Below are 18,610 nucleotides of genomic sequence, written 5' to 3' on the forward strand. Positions count from 1 at the left end.
ACAGAACACGCGGGATTTTGCAATTGCGTTACACTTAGGATATTTTTTTCCTAAGAGTACACATATAAGCATGACCGGATCGAGTATCGATAGCAGCCAGTTCCGCCGCATCCTGTCGCGCAATGTCGCCATGCCGCTGGGCATGGGGGTGTTGAGCGCACTGGTCTTCGTCGGCATCATCGCTTACCTCATCAATGTGCTCACCTGGGTCGAGCATTCCGAGCGCGTGATCGGCAAGGCCAACGAGGTCAGCCGCATGTCGGCCGACATGGAATCCGGCATGCGCGGCTACCTGTTGTCCGGCGACGACGACTTCATGGCGCCCTATCTGCAGGCCAAGCCGAGGATCGACGCCGAACTCACTTCGCTGGCCGGCATGGTGGAGGACAATCCCAATCAGCTCGATCGGGTCCGGCGCATCCGCGCCGCACAGCAGGAGTGGCAGCGGTATGCCGAAGAAGTGATTGCCCGCCGCACCAAGAACGACGACGTGATCGCGCTGGTCAAGAGCGGCCGCGGCAAGCTGCTGACCGACGAGGTGCGCACCCAGTTCGGCGCATTCATCGCCAACGAGGAGCGTCTGCTGCAGGAGAGAAATACCTCTTCGCGCAGCGTGATCGGCTGGTCGGTCGGCGCCTTCCTGCTGTTCAGCCTGTCGGTGGCCGGCCTGCTGGCCCTGTTCGGCCGCCGTGAGTTGATGAGCCTGTCAAACTCCTATGGCGAGATCCTGTCGCACGAGGCCGAGCACAATGCCCAGCTGCGCCACCAGGACTGGCTGCGTGGCGGCCAGACCGAACTCGCCGGCAAGACCGCAAACATGCATGAGCTGGAGCCGCTGGCCACCGCCGTGCTGAATTTCGTGACGCCCTACCTCGGCGGCGTAGTGGCCGCGATGTACGCGCGCAGCGACGACGGCACCCTGACCCGCATCGGGACCTACGGTTTCGCCCACCAGGACGGCCATGCCAAGGTAATCGGGTCCAGGGAATCGTTGGCCGCCCAGGCCGCCAACGAGAACCGCATCCTGACCCTGCGCGAACTGCCGCCCGACTATATCAAGGTGGGTTCGGGACTGGGCGAAACCGCGCCGCGCGAACTGCTGATCGCGCCGATCTCGAACCACGGCAAGATCAAGGGCGTGATCGAGATCGGCTTCCTGCACGCGGTACGCGAGCGCGATACCGAGTTCATGGAGCTGATCGGCCCGGCCGTCGGCGCCTCGGTCGCCTCCGTCGTCTACCGCCATCGCCTGCAGGTGGCGCTGGAAGAGCAGCAGGCCATGAACGAGGAACTGCAGGTGCAGCAGGAAGAGCTGCGCACCGCCAACGAGGAGCTGGAAGAGCAGTCGCGCGCCCTCGAGGAATCGCAGACGGCGCTGGAAAACCAGCAGGCCGAGCTGGAGCAGACCAACGAGCAGCTGGCCGAGCAGGCCGCCAACCTCGACCTCAAGAACGCAGCCCTGACCACGGTCCAGGAACAGTTGCGCGATCGCGCCCTGGAGCTGGAGCGCGCTAGCCGCTATAAATCCGAGTTCCTGGCGAATATGTCGCACGAACTGAGGACGCCGCTCAACAGTTCGCTGATCCTGGCAAAGCTGCTGGCGGACAATGCCGGCGGCAACCTGAACGAGGAGCAGGTGCGCTTTGCCCAGACCATCTATTCGGCCGGCAACGACCTGCTGAACCTGATCAACGACATCCTCGACATCTCCAAAGTCGAGGCCGGCAAGCTGGAGCTGGTGCCGGAAGAGCTGCCGCTGCGCCGCGTGATCGAGGGCCTGGCGCGCACCTTCGAGCCGCTGGCTCACCAGAAGAACCTGGAGTTCTCGCTCACCGTCGAGCCGGGCGTGCCGGTGGCCATCCACACCGACCGCCAGCGCCTGGAGCAGATCCTGAAGAACCTGCTGTCGAACGCGGTCAAGTTCACCGATGCCGGCCGCGTCAGCCTGACGGTCAGCGCGAATGCCGAGGGCTGGGTGCAGTTCGAAGTGCAGGATTCCGGTATCGGCATCGCGCCCGAGCAGCAGGACAAGATCTTCGACGCCTTCCACCAGGCCGACGGCTCGACCGCGCGCAAGTACGGCGGCACCGGCCTGGGCCTGTCGATCTCGCGCGACCTCACCAGCCTGCTGGGCGGCACGCTCACGGTCGCCAGCACGACGGGCGAGGGCAGCACCTTCACCCTGAGCCTGCCGCGCAACGGCGCCGTCGCCGCGACCCCGCCGGCGCCCCAGCTGGTCCATGCGGCCAAGCCGGTGCGCGCACAGGCGCCGGTGCCGGCCGTGGCCGAAGCCGAACCCGCCGTCCCGGCCGGTCCGCGCTTCGACGACGACCGCGCCGAAGCGCCGTCGGGCCGCCGCACCGCGCTGGTGATCGAGGATGAGCCGGAATTCGCGCGCATCCTCTACGGCCTGGCCCACGACATGGACTTCCGCTGCCTGGTCGCGCTGACCGCGCAGGAGGGCCTGGAACTGGCGGCCGGCGAGAACCCGGACGCCATCCTGCTCGACATGCGCCTGCCGGACCGTTCCGGCCTGTCGGTGCTGCAGCAACTGAAGGACAATCCGGCCACCCGCCACATCCCGGTGCACGTGGTGTCGAGCATGGAGAACGGCGGCGAAGCCCTGCACCTGGGCGCGATCGGCTACGCCCTGAAGCCGACCACCCGCGAGCAGCTGGAGGAGGTGTTCCGCAAGCTGAAGGACAAGTCCTCGCAAAAGGTCAAGCGGGTGCTGCTGGTCGAGGACGACGAGCGCCAGCGCGACAGCGTGGTCCGGCTGATCTCCGATAACGACGTCGAGATCGCGGCTGTCGGCTCGGGCGAGGAAGCGCTGACCCTGTTGCGCACGCAGATTTTCGACTGCATGATCATCGACCTGAAGCTGCCCGACATGCAGGGCAACGAGTTGCTGCAACGCATGTCGCTGGAAGAGCTGTGTTCCTTCCCGCCGGTCATCGTGTACACCGGACGCAACCTGACCCGCGAGGAGGAGGCGGAGCTGCTGAAATACTCGCGCTCGATTATCATCAAGGGTGCACGTTCGCCGGAACGCCTGCTCGACGAGGTGACGCTGTTCCTGCACAAGGTGGAGTCGCAGCTGTCGTCCGAACGCCAGACCATGCTCAAGAACGTACGCGGGCGCGACCGGGTGTTCGAAGGCCGGACCATCCTGCTGGTGGATGACGACGTTCGCAACGTATTCGCATTGACCAGCGCGCTGGAGCAGCGCGGCGCGCATGTGGAGGTGGGCCGCAATGGCTTCGAAGCCATTGCTAAGCTGAATGAAGTGGACGCGATCGACCTGGTGCTGATGGATGTCATGATGCCCGGCATGGACGGTCTGGAAGCGACGCGCAGGATCCGCCAGGACGCGCGTTTCACGCGCCTGCCGATCATCGCGATCACGGCCAAGGCGATGAAGGATGACCAGGAACAATGCCTGGCCGCGGGCGCCAACGACTACCTCGCCAAGCCGATCGACCTGACCCGGCTGTACTCGCTGCTGCGGGTATGGATGCCTACCCTGGAGCGGATTTGAGTATCGACATCGAACTGCGGATGCTGGTCGAAGCTGTCTATCTCAAGTACAACTACGACTTCCGCGACTATACCGGCGCTTCGCAGAAGCGCCGCGTGCAGGCCGCCATGCGCGCCATGGACTGCGACACCGTGTCCGCGCTGCAGGCCAGGGTGATGCACGAGCCGGCCGCCTTTGCCCAGCTGCTGCAATTCCTGACCATTCCGGTCACGGAAATGTTCCGCGATCCCGAGTACTTCCTGGCGCTGCGCCAGCAGGTCGTGCCGCACCTGGAGACCTATCCCTCGCTGAAGATCTGGGTGGCCGGCTGCAGTACCGGCGAAGAGGTGTATTCGCTGGCCATCCTGCTGAAGGAAGAGGGACTGCTGGAGCGCAGCCTGATCTACGCGACCGACATCAATCCGGAATCGCTGGAAGCGGCGCGGCGCGGCGTGATGCCGCTTGAGCGCATGCGCCTGTACACCGAGAATTACCAGAAGGCGGGCGGCACCCGTGCCTTCTCGGACTATTACACGGCGGCCTATGGCGGCGCGCTGTTCGAGCGTTCGCTGGTGGAGAACGTCACCTTTGCCGACCACAGCCTCGCCACCGACAGCGTGTTCGCCGAGACCCATTTCATCAGCTGCCGCAACGTGATGATCTACTTTAACCGCCGCCTGCAGAACCGGGTGCTGGGCCTGTTCCACGAATCGCTGGTGCACCGCGGTTTCCTCGGCCTGGGCAGCAAGGAGAGCATCGACTTCTCCAGCTACGCCCAGCGCTTCGAACCGCTGGCCAGGCGCGAGCGGGTATTCCGCAAGGTGGGGCCGTGATGGACACCGCCGACCTGCACGCCGCGCTCGCCGGCCGCCGCATCGAAGCGGTGGTGATCGGCGCCTCGGCCGGCGGGGTCGAGGCGCTCGGCACGCTGCTGCCCACGCTGCCGGCCGGCTACCGCCTGCCGGTGGTGTGCATCCTGCACCTGCCGGCCGACCGGGAGAGCCGGCTGCCCGAGCTGTTCGGCGAACGCTTGCCGCTGCCGGTCAGGGAAGCCGCCGACAAGCAGGCGATCGAGCCCGGCACCGTCTACTTTGCCGGTGCGGGCTACCATCTGTCGGTGGAGCGGGATTTCACTTTCTCGCTGAGCTGCGAGCCGCCCGTGCATTTTGCTCGCCCGGCCATCGATGTGCTGATGGAATCGAGCGCCGACGCCTACGGCCCCGGCCTGGTGGGCATCCTGCTCACCGGCGCCAACCAGGACGGCGCCGCCGGCATGGCCGCCATCCATGCCAGCGGCGGCCTGACCGTCGTGCAAGACCCCGATGACGCTCAGGTGGCCACGATGCCGCAAAGCGCCATCGACCGTTTTTCCCCGCACCTGATCCTGCCCCTGGCGCGCATCGGGGCGTTGCTGCCCATGTTGGAGACTGAATTGCCATGAGCGCACAAGACCCAAGCAAATTGCTGATCGTCGACGATCTGCCGGAAAACCTGCGTGCCCTGGACGCCCTGATCCGCGACGACAAGCGCCAGGTGTTCCAGGCAAGCTCCGGCGAGGAAGCGCTGACCTTGATGCTCGAGCACGAATTCGCGCTCGCCATCCTCGACGTGCAGATGCCGGGCATGGACGGCTTCGAGCTGGCCGAGCTGATGCGCGGCACCGAACGCACCCGCAACATCCCGATCGTGTTCGTCTCGGCCGCCGGACGCGAGCTGAACTATGCCTTCAAGGGCTACGAGCAGGGCGCCGTCGACTTCCTCTACAAGCCGCTCGACCCGGACGCGGTGCGCAGCAAGGTCAACGTCTTCGTCACGCTCGACCAGCAGCGCCGCGAGATGCGCCGCCAGATGGAGGCGCTGGAACGCAGCCGGGGCGAACAGGAAACCCTGCTGCGCGAGCTGAACAAGACCCAGGAAGAGCTGCAGCGCTCGCTGCGCATGCGCGACGACTTCATGTCGCTGGTGGCCCACGAGCTGCGGACCCCGCTCAACACCCTGTTCCTGGAAACCCAGATGCGCAGCCTGCAGCTCAAGCGCGGCAATATGCCGGCCTTCGACCCCGAGCAGATGGCGAACATGATCAAGCGCGACGAACGCCAGATCAAGGCCATGATCCGCCTGATCGACGACATGCTGGACGTCTCGCGCATGAAGAGCGGCACGCTGTCGATCAGGCCGGGCAAGGTCGAACTGATGGGCTTGCTGGAGCGGGTCGTCAACGACCTGTCCCTGCAGGCGACCGCGGCGAACACGACCCTGCAACTGTCCGTGCACGCACCCGTGGAAGGCTGGTGGGACGAGTTCCGCATCGAACAGGTGATCGTCAACCTGCTGACCAATGCCCTGCGTTACGGCGGCGGCGGCACGGTCGAGGTCGACGTTCAGGAAGTCGGCTGCAATGTGCGCATCGACGTGCGCGACCACGGCAAGGGCATCGCCCCCGACTACCTCGACCGTATCTTCGAACCCTACGAGCGCGGCGCCAGGAGCGGCGAGCCGAAGGGTCTCGGCCTGGGCCTCTACATCTCGCGCCAGCTGGCTGCGTCGCATGGCGGCGAACTGACCGTGCAGAGTACGCCGGGGCAGGGGGCGACCTTCAGTCTGCTGTTGCCTTGTACCGAGGCGGCGATGCCGGTGGTGGCTTCCGCCTGAATCGCTCGACGCGGCACCCCGTGCCCACGCACCGTGATAGCTAAAATCAATTGATGAAATCCGTTCAATTAATTTCACATTCACCGGCGTGCGCGGTATAGTGCGTACCTAACGTTTTTTTTAACCCCGAAAGAGGAGTTTTCATGTCCATCATCAACACCGAAATCAAACCGTTCAAGGCAACCGCTTTCCACGACGGCAAGTTCGTCGACCTGACCGAAGCCGATTTCAAGGGCACCTGGTCGGTCCTGATGTTCTACCCGGCTGACTTCACCTTCGTCTGCCCGACCGAACTGGAAGACCTGGCTGCTTTCCAGCCGGAATTCGCGAAGATGGGCGTCAAAGTCTACGGCGTGTCGACCGACAGCCACTTTGCCCACAAGGCATGGCACGACACCTCGGAAGCCATCAAGAAAGTGAACTACCCGCTGATCGGCGACCCGACCGGCACCCTGTCGCGTAACTTCGAAGTCATGATCGAAGAAGAAGGCATGGCCCTGCGCGGCACCTTCGTCATCAATCCGGAAGGCCAGATCAAGGTCATGGAAGTGCACGACAACGGCATCGGCCGCGACGCATCGGAACTGATGCGCAAGGTCAAGGCTGCCCAGTACGTCGCCGCGCACCCGGGCGAAGTCTGCCCGGCCAAGTGGACCGAAGGCGCCGAAACCCTGAAGCCGTCGCTGGACTTGGTCGGCAAGATCTAAGCCGAATGTGCGTGGGCACGGCGTGCCTACGCCGGCCGCGCCCACCCTGCGGGACAAGAAGTACAAGCAGTACCAGGCGCCGTCCGCGAGGGGCGGCCGGCGCCGACCCCTCCTCAGAGGCAGTCCATGACGATGGACCTGCCACGCAGTACTGACAGGCGATCCAACTAGTCGATCTGCCGGTCCAGATTCACTATTTAGATTACCGGATGCGCCCGCATGTGAATTCATATGTGTCCGCCATCGGCCTGAACACGACTGAAGAAAAGGAAATGACCATGAGCGTTCTCGACAATGACCTGAAAACCCAGCTCGGCGCCTACCTGCAACGCGTGCAGCAACCCTTCGAACTGGTCGCTTCGCTCGACGACAGCGAGACCTCGAAGCAGATGCTCGACCTGCTGCAGACCATCCAGGGCCTGCGCGCCGACAAGATCACCCTGCGCCTCGATGGCAACGACGCCCGCAAGCCGTCCTTCAGCCTGCAGCGCACCGGCAGTGACACGAGCCTGCGCTTCGCCGGCCTGCCGCTGGGCCACGAGTTCACCTCGCTGGTGCTGGCCCTGCTGTGGACCGGCGGCCATCCGCCGAAGGTCGAGCAGGACGTCATCGACACCATCAAGGCGCTCGACGGCGACTACGAATTCGACGTCTACATGTCGCTGAGCTGCCATAACTGCCCGGACGTGGTGCAGGCCCTGTCCCTGATGGCGATCCTGAACCCGCGCATCAAGACCACCGTCATCGAGGGCGGCGCCTTCCAGAAGGAAATCGAGGCGCGCCAGGTGATGGCGGTGCCGATGGTGTTCCTGAACGGCGAGATGTTCGGTTCCGGCCGCATGATGATCGAAGAGATCGTGGCCAAGCTGGACAAGGGCGCCGGCGAACGCGACGCCGCCAAGCTGAACGCCAAGGAACCGTACGACGTGCTGATCGTCGGCGGCGGCCCGGCCGGCTCGGCAGCAGCCGTGTACGCGGCCCGCAAAGGCATCCGCACCGGCATCGCCACCGGCCGCATGGGCGGCCAGGTGAACGACACGATGTCGATCGAGAACTACATCTCGGTGCTGGAAACCGACGGTCCGAAGTTTTCAAGCGCGCTGGAAGCCCAGGTCCGCCATTACGGCGTCGACATCATGACCCAGCAGGAAGCCGCGCAGCTGATCCCGCCGTCGGCCCCTGGTGAATTGGTCGAAGTCCGCTTCGCCAACGGCGGTTCGCTGAAGTCGAGCACCGTGATCCTGTCGACCGGTGCGCGCTGGAGGAACGTCAACGTGCCGGGCGAGCAGGAGTACAAGAACGCCGGCGTGAACTATTGCCCGCACTGCGACGGCCCGCTGTACAAAGGCAAGCGCGTGGCCGTGATCGGCGGCGGCAACTCGGGTGTGGAAGCGGCGATCGACCTGGCCGGCATCGTCCAGCACGTTACCCTGATCGAGTTCGCGAACCAGTTGAAAGCGGACGCGGTGCTGGTCAACAAGCTGAACAGCCTGCCGAACGTGAACGTCCACGTGAATGCCCAGACCACGGAGATCCTAGGGGACGGCAAGAAGGTGGGCGGCATCAGCTTCAAGGACCGCGTGTCGGGCGAAGACAAGCACGTGGAGCTGGAAGGCGTGTTCGTGCAGATCGGCCTGGTGCCGAATACCGAATGGCTGAAGGGCAGCGTGGAGCTGTCGCGCTTCGGCGAGATCGTGGTCGACGCCCACGGCCGCACCAATATCCCGGGTGTGTTTGCGGGCGGCGACGCCACCACCACACCGTTCAAGCAGATCGTGATCGCGGCCGGCGACGGCGCCAAGTGCGCACTGTCGGCTTTCGACTACCTGATCCGCATGCCGGTGGCAGTCGAAGCCGCGTAAGCAGCGCCGCGCAAGGCAGTATCGGCAGCGGTATCAGGCACGCACGCGGTCCGGGGTCGCGTGCGTGGCTTCCGGCAGGGCCCGCAGGCGGCGCGCCAGTTCGGTGGCGTCCATGTCGATCAGAGCGATGCACGCGCCGGGGTGCGCGATGCTCGCGATCCATTCAACGCGCACACAGCCTTTGACATTGGACGTGTCGTGAGAGTTCGCGAGATTTCTGGGCGGAAATTCCATGTAGGATAGACAGCGCCGGCGGCCATGGTGGCTGCCCTAGCCGCCAACCGGAGATGCCATGACCTTTCTCGAATCGATCCAGACCTGCTTCAGCAAATACGCCACCTTCGAAGGAACGGCGGCACGCTCCGAATACTGGTGGTTCGCGCTGTTCCTGTTCCTGGGTTCCTGCGTATGCGGGGTGTTCAGCGAGAAGCTGCAAATGGCATTCAATCTCCTGACCTTGCTGCCTTCACTCGCGGTCGGCGCCAGGCGCCTGCATGACACCGACCGCAGTGGCTGGTGGCAGCTGCTGGCCATCGTGCCGCTGATTGGCTGGATCGTGCTGATCGTGTTCTGGGTGCAGGAGTCGCGTCCGAATCGTTACGATTCGGCGAAGGCGTATGCCTGAACAGGTTGAAGGAGCAGGGACGTGGGAAAGCGCGCCGACCCGTGAGGACTCAGGGTAGCGTCGCCTGGGAACTGCAGATGCGGCAAGACTGCGGGGTCTGCAGCATCGCTCAGTGGAAGAACATGGGGGCCATGCCGTTCAGGGCATCGGTTTCCACCACCAGCCAGGTGGCGATGCTGATCAGTCCGACGTGGAGCGCGGTCCAGGTGGCGGGGAAGATGCGGATCATGATGAACCTCCAGGGTATGCCGGTTTGGGGAGAATATGCCTCCATCATAGGTCGGCTGCTGTCTAGCAACTATCGGCGGGCAATCCGCCGAGTTGTAGGAAAACACCTTGTCGCTCTGTCTGAGCTCGTGTCGAAAGCTCTGGTGCGCCTCCTACGGTAACTGTAGGTTGCGTCCTATACCGGCCCAGTTCGGCCCATTTTAAAGTTGGGTCATCATGACCCGACACGAACCCAAACTCCTGCACAAAGGCCTGCTTGCGGTGCGCCGCAACACCATCCGCCGGCTCCTGAATACCGTCTTCGGTATCGAACAGCTGCGCGACGGCCAGCAACGCGTGATCGACAGCGTCCTCGACGGCAAGGACACGCTGGCGATCATGCCTACCGGCAGCGGAAAATCGCTGTGCTACCAGATCCCCGCCCGCATCCTCGAAGGGATGACCATCGTCGTCTCCCCGCTTATCTCCCTGATGAAGGACCAGCTCGAAAAGTTGGACGAGATGGGCATCCGCGCGGTGCAGGTCAACAGCAGCCTGTCCGCGGAAGAGGAGCGCGTGGCGCTGGCCGCGATCCGCGAGAACCGCTGCGAGATCGTGTTCTGCACGCCCGAACGCCTGGTGATGACGGAGTTCGTCGAGGTGCTGAAGCACGTGAAGATCGCCCTGGTGGTGATCGACGAAGCCCACTGCATCTCGCAATGGGGTCACGACTTCCGTCCGGCTTACCTCGATATGGCCGGCGCGATCGACGCCCTGGACCAGCCGCCGGTGCTGGCCCTGACCGCCACCGCCACCGAGGACGTGGTCGAGGATATCGGCCGCCAGCTCGGCCGCCCGCGCATGAAGGTCATCAATACCGGCATCTACCGCCCGAACCTGCACTACCGCGTGCTGCAGGTGACGAATCCGGACGAGAAGCTCTCGGCCGCCTTGCGCCTGGTCCGCGAGACCGAAGGCAAGGGCATCGTCTATGCCGCCACCGTGAAGATGGCCGAAGAGATGTACCACTTGCTGCAGGAGCAGGGCGAGTCCGCCACCATCTACCACGGCAAATTACCGTCCGCCGAGCGCAAGTCCAACCAGGACCTGTTCATGGACGACGAACGGCGCGTGATGGTGGCTACCAACGCCTTCGGCATGGGCATCGACAAGCCGGACACGCGCTTCGTCATCCACCTGCAGATTCCCGCCAACCTGGAAGCCTATTACCAGGAATCCGGACGCGCCGGGCGGGACGGCAAGGATGCCGAATGCACGCTGCTGTTCCTGCAGGACGACAAGCGGGTGCAGCAGTTCTTCCTGGTGAAGCACTACCCGACGGCCGACGAGATCCGCGCCGTCTACGAAGCCGTGCGCGAACTGGCGGACAACGAGACCGCGACCCCGGAGCGCGTCGACGACGTCGCCGGCGAGCTGGCCGGGCCGCACCTGAAGGTCTGCCTCAAGCTGCTGAAGGATGCGAAACTGCTGCGCCAGTCGCGCAAGCTGGCCTACAACGTGACCGCCCATGCGCCGAAGGACAGCCTGTTCGCCGCCATGGCCGAGGTCTACCGCCAGAAGCAGGAGCGCGACAAGGAGGCGCTGGAGCAGATGGTCGGCTATGCCGTCAGCGGCTTCTGCCGCTGGAAGCTGCTGCTGGATTACTTCGGCGACGAGGTAGAAGGCTTCGAGAAGTGCTGCCGCTGCGACAACTGCCTGAACCCGCCGGCGGCCGTGCTCACGGAAGAGATCGAAATCCGCGACGACGAATTCGACCGCGAGCCGGAACCGGAGCCCGATCCCTCGTCCATCTTCGAAGCAGGCCTCCGCGTGAAGGTGCCGAAGTACGGGGAGGGTGTGGTGCTGGCCGCGGTTGGAGAGCAGGTGACGATCGAATTCCCGGACGGCGAACAGCGGTCTTTCGTGAAGGATTTCGTCGAACACATACACTAGCCCGAGAAAGGATCACATGACGGACATGGTCGTCGTAAGGAAGGAGGGCCTGTACTGCGTACCAGGCGATTTCTACATCGACCCCTGGCGGCCGGTGGACCGCGCCGTCATCACCCATGCACACGGCGACCATGCGCGCTGGGGGCACAAGCACTACCTGGCATCCGGCCAGAGCGTAAACATCCTGAAGTCGCGCCTGGGCGCCGACATCGATATCGACGGCCTGGCCTACGGCGAACGCATCGTGCACAAGGGTGTGACGGTCTCGCTGCACCCAGCCGGCCACGTGCTGGGGTCCGCCCAGGTGCGCATGGAACACGAAGGCGAGGTCTGGGTCGCGTCCGGCGACTACAAGGTCGAACCAGATAAAACCTGCGTGTCGTTCGAAGCCGTGCGCTGCCATACCTTCATCACCGAATCCACCTTCGGCCTGCCGATCTACCGCTGGGACCCGCAGCAGGAAGTCTTCGACGAGATCAACCGCTGGTGGCGCCGCAACGCGGAGGAAGGCCGCACCAGCGTGCTGTACGCCTATGCCTTCGGCAAGGCCCAGCGCGTGCTGTCCGGCCTGGATACCTCGATCGGGCCCATCGTCTGCCATGGCGCGGTCGAGCCGCTGAACCGCGTCTACCGCGAGGGCGGCATTGCCTTGCCGGATACCCAGCTGGTCAGCGAGACCGGCAAGGAGGAGATGAAGCGCGCCCTGGTGCTGGCGCCGCCATCGGCCGCCGGCTCGACCTGGACCCGCCGCTTCGGCGACTATTCCGATGCCTTTGCCAGCGGCTGGATGCTGCTGCGCGGGGCGCGCCGGCGGCGCGGCGTCGACCGCGGCTTCGTGCTGTCCGACCATGCCGACTGGCCTGGTCTGTTGAGCGCCATCGAAGCCACCGGCGCGCAGCAGGTGGTGGTCACCCATGGCTCGATTCCGGTGATGGTGCGCTGGCTGTGCCAGATCGGGCTGGATGCGAAGGCCTTCGATACGGAGTTCGGTGACGATGAGGCGACCGACGTCGCGTCATCGAACGACGAAGCCAGCGGCTCGGCAGCGCCGGAGGAGGGCGAGAAGGAGACCAAGGATGCGTGAATTCGCCCGCCTCTACGCCGACCTCGACGAGACCACCGCCACCAACCGCAAGCTCGAGGCCCTGCAGGACTACTTCGAGCACGCCGCGCCCGAGAACGCCGCCTGGGCCGTCTACTTCCTGGCCGGCGGCAAGCCGCGCCAGGCGGTGCCGACCAAGGTGCTGCGCGAGGCGGCCATCGCCTACGCCGGCCTGGACGAGTGGCTGTTCGAGGAATGCCATGCGGCGGTCGGCGACACGGCCGAGACCATTGCCCACATCCTGCCGGCGCCGAAGCGCCATAGCGACGTCGGCCTGGCCGTGTGGATGGAAGAGCGCATCGGCCCGCTGCGCGGCGCCGACCCCGGCTTCATCCGCGAGAAGCTGTTCGAATACTGGGACGAGCTGACCTGGCGGGAGCGCTTCCTGTTCGTCAAATTGATCGGTGGCGGTTTCCGGGTCGGCGTATCGAAGCTGCTGGTGACGCGCGCCCTGGCCGCCATCGCCGCCGTCGACGCCAAGCTGATCGCCCAGCGCCTGATGGGCTGGACCGACGGCCGCGTGCGCCCGACCGCGACCGGTTTCCTGCAGCTGATCGCGGCCCAGTCCGAGGACGAGCACAAGCTGCGCGGCGGCCAGCCCTATCCCTTCTTCCTGGCGCACCAGTTGCAGGGCGAGCCGAGCGAACTGGGCGACATGGCCGATTGGCAGGTCGAGTGGAAGTACGACGGCATCCGCGCCCAGCTGGTGCGGCGCGGCGGCCAGAACTACCTGTGGTCGCGCGGCGAGGACCTGATTACCGAACGCTTCCCGGAGCTGGCCGCATTGGGCCTGCCGGATGGGACAGTGGTCGACGGCGAGGTGCTGATCTGGACCGGTGGCGACGCGCCGGCGCCGTTTGCCGACCTGCAGAAGCGCATCGGGCGCAAGACCTTGAGCAGCAAGTTGCTGGCGGAGCTGCCGGCGGTGCTGCTGGCCTACGATCTGCTGGAACTGGACGGTGTCGACCTGCGCAGCCTGCCCCAGCACGAGCGGCGCGCATTGCTGGAGACCCTGGTGACCGGCGTCGCCAAACCGCAGCTGCGCATCTCGCCGCTGGTGACGGCCGATACCTGGGACGACCTGGCCGGCCTGCGCGAAGAGTCGCGCGCCCGCGGCGTCGAAGGCATGATGCTGAAGGCGAGGAATGCCCGGTACGGCGTGGGCCGCACCAAGGACGTCGGTACGTGGTGGAAGTGGAAGATCGATCCCTATGCCGTCGACGCCGTGCTGATCTACGCCCAGCCGGGCAGCGGCCGCCGTGCATCCCTCTATACCGACTACACCTTCGCCGTGTGGGACGGGGAGGGCGAGCAGCGCCGGCTGGTGCCCTTCGCGAAAGCCTATTCCGGGCTGACCGATGCCGAGATCCGCCAGGTCGACGCCACCATCCGCCGCACCACGGTCGAGAAGTTCGGGCCGGTGCGTTCCGTCAAGCCGACCATGGTGTTCGAGCTGGGCTTCGAAGGCATCGCGCTGTCGCCGCGCCACAAGGCGGGCATCGCGGTGCGCTTCCCGCGCATCCTGCGCCGGCGGGACGACAAGGCGGTCGAAGAGGCGGATACCCTCGATACGCTCAAGGGGCTGCTGCAAGCAGCGTCGCCATGAGCAAGTCGCAGGCAGAGCAGGCCGTCGATGCCTGGTTCGCGGCGCGCGGCTGGAAGGTTTTCCCCTTCCAGCGCGCGGTATGGAAGGCCGCGCTGGCCGGCCAGTCCGGCCTGCTGCACGCGAACACGGGCGCCGGCAAGACCTATGCCGTGTGGTTCGCCGCCATGTTGCGCGGGGCGAAGCGCTCGCGCCGCGACCGCACTGGCCTGCGCGTATTGTGGATCACGCCGATGCGCGCGCTGGCGGCCGATACCCAGCGCTCGCTGGAAATCTCCGCCGCCGAGCTGGGCGCGGCCAGCCCGGAAGCGATCGGCGCCTGGACCCTGGGCGCGCGCACCGGCGACACCGGCTCCGCCGAGCGCGCGCGTCAATCGAAGAGCCTGCCCGGCGCCCTGATCACGACGCCGGAATCGCTGTCGCTGCTGCTCTCGCACGCGGCCGCGCGCGAGCAGTTCAAGCACCTCGACATGATCATCATCGACGAGTGGCACGAACTGATGGGCAGCAAGCGCGGGGTGCAGGTGCAGCTGGCGCTGGCGCGGCTGCGGCGATGGAATCCGGAACTGGTCGTGTGGGGCCTGTCGGCGACCATGGGCAACCTGCAGGAGGCGCGCCATGTGCTGCTGGGGACCGATGCGGACGAGGCGGCGGGGGTGCTCGTGGAGGGCGACCTGAAAAAACAGATCGTGGTCGACTGCCTGATCCCGGAAAACGTCTCGCGCTTTCCCTGGGGCGGCCACCTGGGCCTGCAAATGCTGCAGCCAGTGATTGACGAGATCGAGAAGCACGAGGCCACGCTGGTCTTCACCAACACCCGCTCGCAGTCCGAGGTGTGGTACCAGAACCTGATCGAGGCCCGTCCCGACTGGGCCGGCCTGGTGGCGCTGCACCACGGTTCGCTCGACCGCGAGGTCAGGGAATGGGTCGAGGGCGGCCTTAAACGCGGCGAGCTGAAGGCCGTGGTCTGCACCGCCAGCCTGGACCTGGGTGTGGACTTCCTGCCGGTCGAACGCGTGCTGCAGATCGGCAGCGCCAAGGGCATCGCACGGCTGCTGCAGCGGGCCGGGCGCAGCGGCCACGCGCCGGGGCGGATCTCGCGCGTCACCCTGGTGCCGACCAACAGCCTGGAGCTGCTGGAAGCGGCCGGTGCAAAGCGCGCCGTCGCCACCCGCCGCATCGAGGCCAGGCTGGTGCCCAACAAGCCCTTCGACGTGCTGGTGCAGCACCTGGTGACGGTGGCGCTGGGCGGCGGTTTCCGCTCCGACGAGCTGTACGAGGAAGTGACGAGCGCGTGGTCCTACCGCAAGCTCACGAAGGAAGAGTGGCAGTGGGCGCTGGACTTCGTCGCGCATGGCGGTGCGAGCCTGTCGGTGTATCCCGAGTATCGGCGCGTGCTGCCGGACGAGGAGGGCGTCTACCGGGTGCCCGACGCCACCATCGGCCGCCGCCACCGGATGAGCATCGGCACCATCGTCTCGGATGCGCAGATGCAGGTGAAGTACATGAGCGGCGGACGGATCGGCAGCGTCGAGGAATCCTTCATCGGACGCCTGAAGCCGGGTGACCACTTCCTGTTCAGCGGCCGCATCCTGGAACTGGTGCGGGTGCACGAGATGACGGCCTACGTGAAGCGCAGCACGAGCACGAAAGGTGCCATCAGCCGCTGGAACGGCACCAAGATGCCGCTCAGTTCCGAGCTGGCACACGCCGCGCTGGAAGAGCTGCGCCTGGCCGCCGGGGGCACTTACGAAGGCCCGGAGATGCGGGCGCTGCGGCCGCTGCTGGAAATCCAGCAACGCTGGTCGGCCCTGCCCAGCAGCGACGTGCTGGTGGTCGAGAGCATGAAAAGCAGGGAAGGATTCCACTTGTTCGTGTACGCCTTTGCCGGGCGCTCCGTGCACACGGGGCTGGCCTCGCTGCTGGCCTTCCGCGTCGGGCGCATGAGGCCGTCGACCTTCTCGGTGGCCGTCAACGACTACGGTTTCGAATTGCTGTCGCCGGAGCCGGTCGACTGGGCCGGCATGTTTGCGGCGGAGACCGGCGCGGGTGTCGGCCTGTTCGATACCGGCCGCCTGCTGGAAGACGTGCTGGAATCCCTGAACGCGACCCAGCTGTCGCAGCAGCGCTTCCGCGAAGTGGCGCGCATCGCCGGCCTGGTGTTCCAGGGTTATCCGGGTCAGCATAAATCGATGCGCCAGGTGCAGGCCTCGTCCTCGCTGTTCTTCGAAGTCTTCCGCAAGCACGACAGCGCCAACCTGCTGCTGACCCAGGCCGAGCGCGAGGTGCTCGAGCAGGAACTCGAGCTGACCCGCCTGCGCGACACACTGCTCGAACTGCACGCGCGCCGCATCGCTTTCCATGAAGTCAAACGCGCCACGCCATTCGGCTTCCCGCTGATGGTGGAGCGCTTTCGCGAAAAGGTCTCGACCGAGAAGCTGTCCGATCGCGTGGCGCGCATGGTGCGCGAACTGGAAAAGGCGGCCGCGGCATGAATGCGACGCCGATAGCGGGCGCGCTGGCGCTCGAGTTGAAAGGCGAGCAGCTGGTCCTGCTGGCCCAGAAGGCCGCGTTCTGGCCGCGCGAGCGCATGCTGATCATCGCCGACATCCACTTCGGCAAGGCTGCGGCATTCCGCTCCCTGGGCATCCCGGTGCCGCGCGGGACCACCAGCGAGAACCTGCATGCCCTCGACGAGCTGGTCGAACTGACCGGCGCCCGGCACGTGCTCTTCCTCGGCGACTTCCTGCATGCGCGCGCGGCCCACGCGGCCAGTACGCAGGCGGCGATGCTGGCCTGGCGCCGCCGCCGTTGCGAACTGGTGCTGACCCTGGTGCGGGGCAACCACGACAGGCATGCCGGCGATCCAGCCACCCAGCTCGGCATCGACCTCGTCGACGAACCTTATACCGTCGGGCCGTTCTCCTTCTGCCACCATCCCGACATCGATGCGCCCGGCTATGTGCTGGCCGGCCACGTGCATCCGGTGTATGTGCTGACGACGCGTTTCGATGCCCTGCGCCTGCCCTGTTTTATCGCCGGGCCGCGCCGCATGATTCTTCCTTCCTTTGGGGCATTTACCGGCGGGCATGCGATGCGTCCGGCGCCGGATGAGCGTGTCTGGGTCAGCTCAGGCGAGGCCGTGCACAGCGTTCGTTAGCGCACCGAGCCACTGTCGCGTGCGGCGTAAGCTGGCCATATTGATAATTTGCGCGCTGGAGGACATCATGGCAACAACCCGACAGACACTGGCCGCGGCAGTGGTTGCCGCGCTCCCTCTTTTCACGGCCGCGGTACCGGTTCCCGTGCAGGCCCAGGACCATCCGCGGGCCCGCGCGATGGAGCCGCGCATCGAAGGCTTCAACGTCAACGAGCTGCGCCGCATCGAGCCTGGCGCCGAGCTGAACTTCGAGGTCTACGGCACGCCGGGCGGCAGCGCCACCGTGCGCATCGACGGCGCCACCCGCAACCTGAACCTGACCGAAACCCGCCCCGGCACCTACCAGGGCACCTACACGATCGGCGTGCACGACCGCATCCGTCCGGACAGCTCGATCACCGCCAACCTGCGCGTGAACGGCATGGTCAGGACCCAGGCGCTGGCCGCGACCATCGTGCGCGTGCCGGACCGTGTGTCTCCCGGCGACCGCGAGATGGCGGCGGCCCCTGTGGTCCGCACCTTCGACGTGCGCGGCAGCGACGACCTCGGGCCCGGCAACGAGCTGAAGTTCACCGTGGTCGGCACCCCGGGCGCCAAGGTCGAGGTCCAGATCGCCGGCACCAAGGGCATCTTCACCCTGCCAGAAGTGCGTCCGGGCGAGTACGCCGGCCTGTACACGATCCGCCGCGGCGACAATATCGCGCCAGACGCATCCGTGACCGCGACCATCCGCGCCAACGGCCGCTACTCGACCGCGACCCTGGGCCAGCCGCTGCTGGCCGGCGGCCGCATCCGCGACGACCGCATGGACGACCGCCGCGAGGATCGCCGCTCCGGCGACAGCCAGCGCGTGGCGCGCTACTGCACCAATTGCGCGACGGTGGAATCGGTGAACGTGATCCAGGGCGAAGCCGGCGCGGCCGGCACCCTGGGCGGCGCCGCGGTCGGTGGCCTGCTGGGCAACCAGGTCGGCAGCGGCAGCGGACGCACGGCGGCGACGGTGGCCGGCGCGGTCGGCGGTGCGATCGCCGGACGGGCGGTCGAGCGCAATGCCCGCGCCCCGCGCTACGAGGTGGTGGTGCGCTACGAAAACGGCGCGACCCAGTCTATCCGCTACGATAACGACCCGGGCTTCCGCGCCGGCGAGCAGGTGCGTGTGACGGATGGCGTGCTGACGCGGGATTGATCGCACTCACGCCGGAAACGACAAAGCCGGCTCCGC

Annotated in this window: 14 protein-coding genes; 13 read left to right on the top strand and 1 reads right to left on the bottom strand. The window is 65.9% G+C overall.

Annotated elements, in window-relative coordinates; genetic code table 11:
- The first annotated feature begins 70 nt into the window (after positions 1-70).
- The 6 genes from AC1DOP_RS20705 (at position 71) to ahpF (ending at position 8,738) form a co-directional block, all read left to right on the top strand.
- Entirely contained in the window at positions 71-3,538 is a 3,468-nt protein-coding gene (locus AC1DOP_RS20705; protein ID WP_477253059.1) for a response regulator, read from the top strand.
- Positions 3,511-4,350: a CheR family methyltransferase gene (locus AC1DOP_RS20710; RefSeq protein WP_442123522.1), complete on the top strand. Its 840-nt coding sequence runs from the start codon at positions 3,511-3,513 to the stop codon at positions 4,348-4,350. The genes AC1DOP_RS20705 and AC1DOP_RS20710 overlap by 28 nt, the downstream gene beginning before the upstream one ends.
- On the top strand, positions 4,350-4,958 hold the full coding sequence (locus AC1DOP_RS20715) for a chemotaxis protein CheB (protein WP_442123523.1): 609 nt from the start codon (positions 4,350-4,352) through the stop codon (positions 4,956-4,958). The genes AC1DOP_RS20710 and AC1DOP_RS20715 overlap by 1 nt, the downstream gene beginning before the upstream one ends.
- The gene (locus AC1DOP_RS20720; RefSeq protein WP_442123524.1) at positions 4,955-6,169 is read left to right on the top strand and encodes a hybrid sensor histidine kinase/response regulator; all 1,215 of its coding nucleotides are present in this window, start codon (positions 4,955-4,957) and stop codon (positions 6,167-6,169) included. Before AC1DOP_RS20715 ends, AC1DOP_RS20720 begins: the two co-directional genes overlap by 4 nt.
- Before the next feature lie 143 nt (positions 6,170-6,312).
- Positions 6,313-6,876 carry an alkyl hydroperoxide reductase subunit C gene (gene ahpC, locus AC1DOP_RS20725; RefSeq protein ID WP_442123525.1) on the top strand — a complete coding sequence of 188 codons (564 nt, stop codon included), beginning with the start codon at positions 6,313-6,315 and terminating at the stop codon, positions 6,874-6,876.
- A 278-nt stretch (positions 6,877-7,154) separates the two neighbouring features.
- The gene (ahpF, locus tag AC1DOP_RS20730; RefSeq protein WP_477253063.1) at positions 7,155-8,738 is read left to right on the top strand and encodes an alkyl hydroperoxide reductase subunit F; all 1,584 of its coding nucleotides are present in this window, start codon (positions 7,155-7,157) and stop codon (positions 8,736-8,738) included.
- Positions 8,739-8,771: 33 nt separating this feature from the next.
- On the opposite strand, the gene AC1DOP_RS20735 is transcribed toward ahpF, so the two are convergent.
- Complete coding sequence (locus AC1DOP_RS20735) at positions 8,772-8,912, bottom strand: hypothetical protein (protein ID WP_477253065.1); 141 nt, start codon at positions 8,910-8,912, stop codon at positions 8,772-8,774.
- A 118-nt stretch (positions 8,913-9,030) separates the two neighbouring features.
- Here AC1DOP_RS20735 and AC1DOP_RS20740 point away from each other — a divergent pair, with 118 nt between their 5' ends.
- From AC1DOP_RS20740 to AC1DOP_RS20770, 7 genes are all read left to right on the top strand, one after another.
- A complete protein-coding gene (locus AC1DOP_RS20740) occupies positions 9,031-9,363 on the top strand; it encodes a DUF805 domain-containing protein (RefSeq protein WP_442123528.1) in 333 nt (110 codons plus the stop codon).
- Positions 9,364-9,807: 444 nt separating this feature from the next.
- The gene (locus AC1DOP_RS20745) at positions 9,808-11,523 is read left to right on the top strand and encodes a RecQ family ATP-dependent DNA helicase (protein ID WP_477253067.1); all 1,716 of its coding nucleotides are present in this window, start codon (positions 9,808-9,810) and stop codon (positions 11,521-11,523) included.
- Between the two features lie 16 nt (positions 11,524-11,539).
- Entirely contained in the window at positions 11,540-12,607 is a 1,068-nt protein-coding gene (locus tag AC1DOP_RS20750; protein WP_477253069.1) for a ligase-associated DNA damage response exonuclease, read from the top strand.
- Entirely contained in the window at positions 12,600-14,231 is a 1,632-nt protein-coding gene (locus AC1DOP_RS20755) for an ATP-dependent DNA ligase (protein ID WP_442123531.1), read from the top strand. The genes AC1DOP_RS20750 and AC1DOP_RS20755 overlap by 8 nt, the downstream gene beginning before the upstream one ends.
- A complete protein-coding gene (locus AC1DOP_RS20760) occupies positions 14,228-16,723 on the top strand; it encodes a ligase-associated DNA damage response DEXH box helicase (protein ID WP_442123532.1) in 2,496 nt (831 codons plus the stop codon). The genes AC1DOP_RS20755 and AC1DOP_RS20760 overlap by 4 nt, the downstream gene beginning before the upstream one ends.
- On the top strand, positions 16,720-17,388 hold the full coding sequence (gene pdeM, locus AC1DOP_RS20765) for a ligase-associated DNA damage response endonuclease PdeM (RefSeq protein ID WP_442123533.1): 669 nt from the start codon (positions 16,720-16,722) through the stop codon (positions 17,386-17,388). The genes AC1DOP_RS20760 and pdeM overlap by 4 nt, the downstream gene beginning before the upstream one ends.
- 67 nt (positions 17,389-17,455) lie before the next feature.
- Positions 17,456-18,574: a glycine zipper 2TM domain-containing protein gene (locus AC1DOP_RS20770; protein ID WP_442123534.1), complete on the top strand. Its 1,119-nt coding sequence runs from the start codon at positions 17,456-17,458 to the stop codon at positions 18,572-18,574.
- Positions 18,575-18,610 lie beyond the last annotated feature (36 nt).

Source organism: Massilia sp. 01N410 (assembly GCF_056399665.1).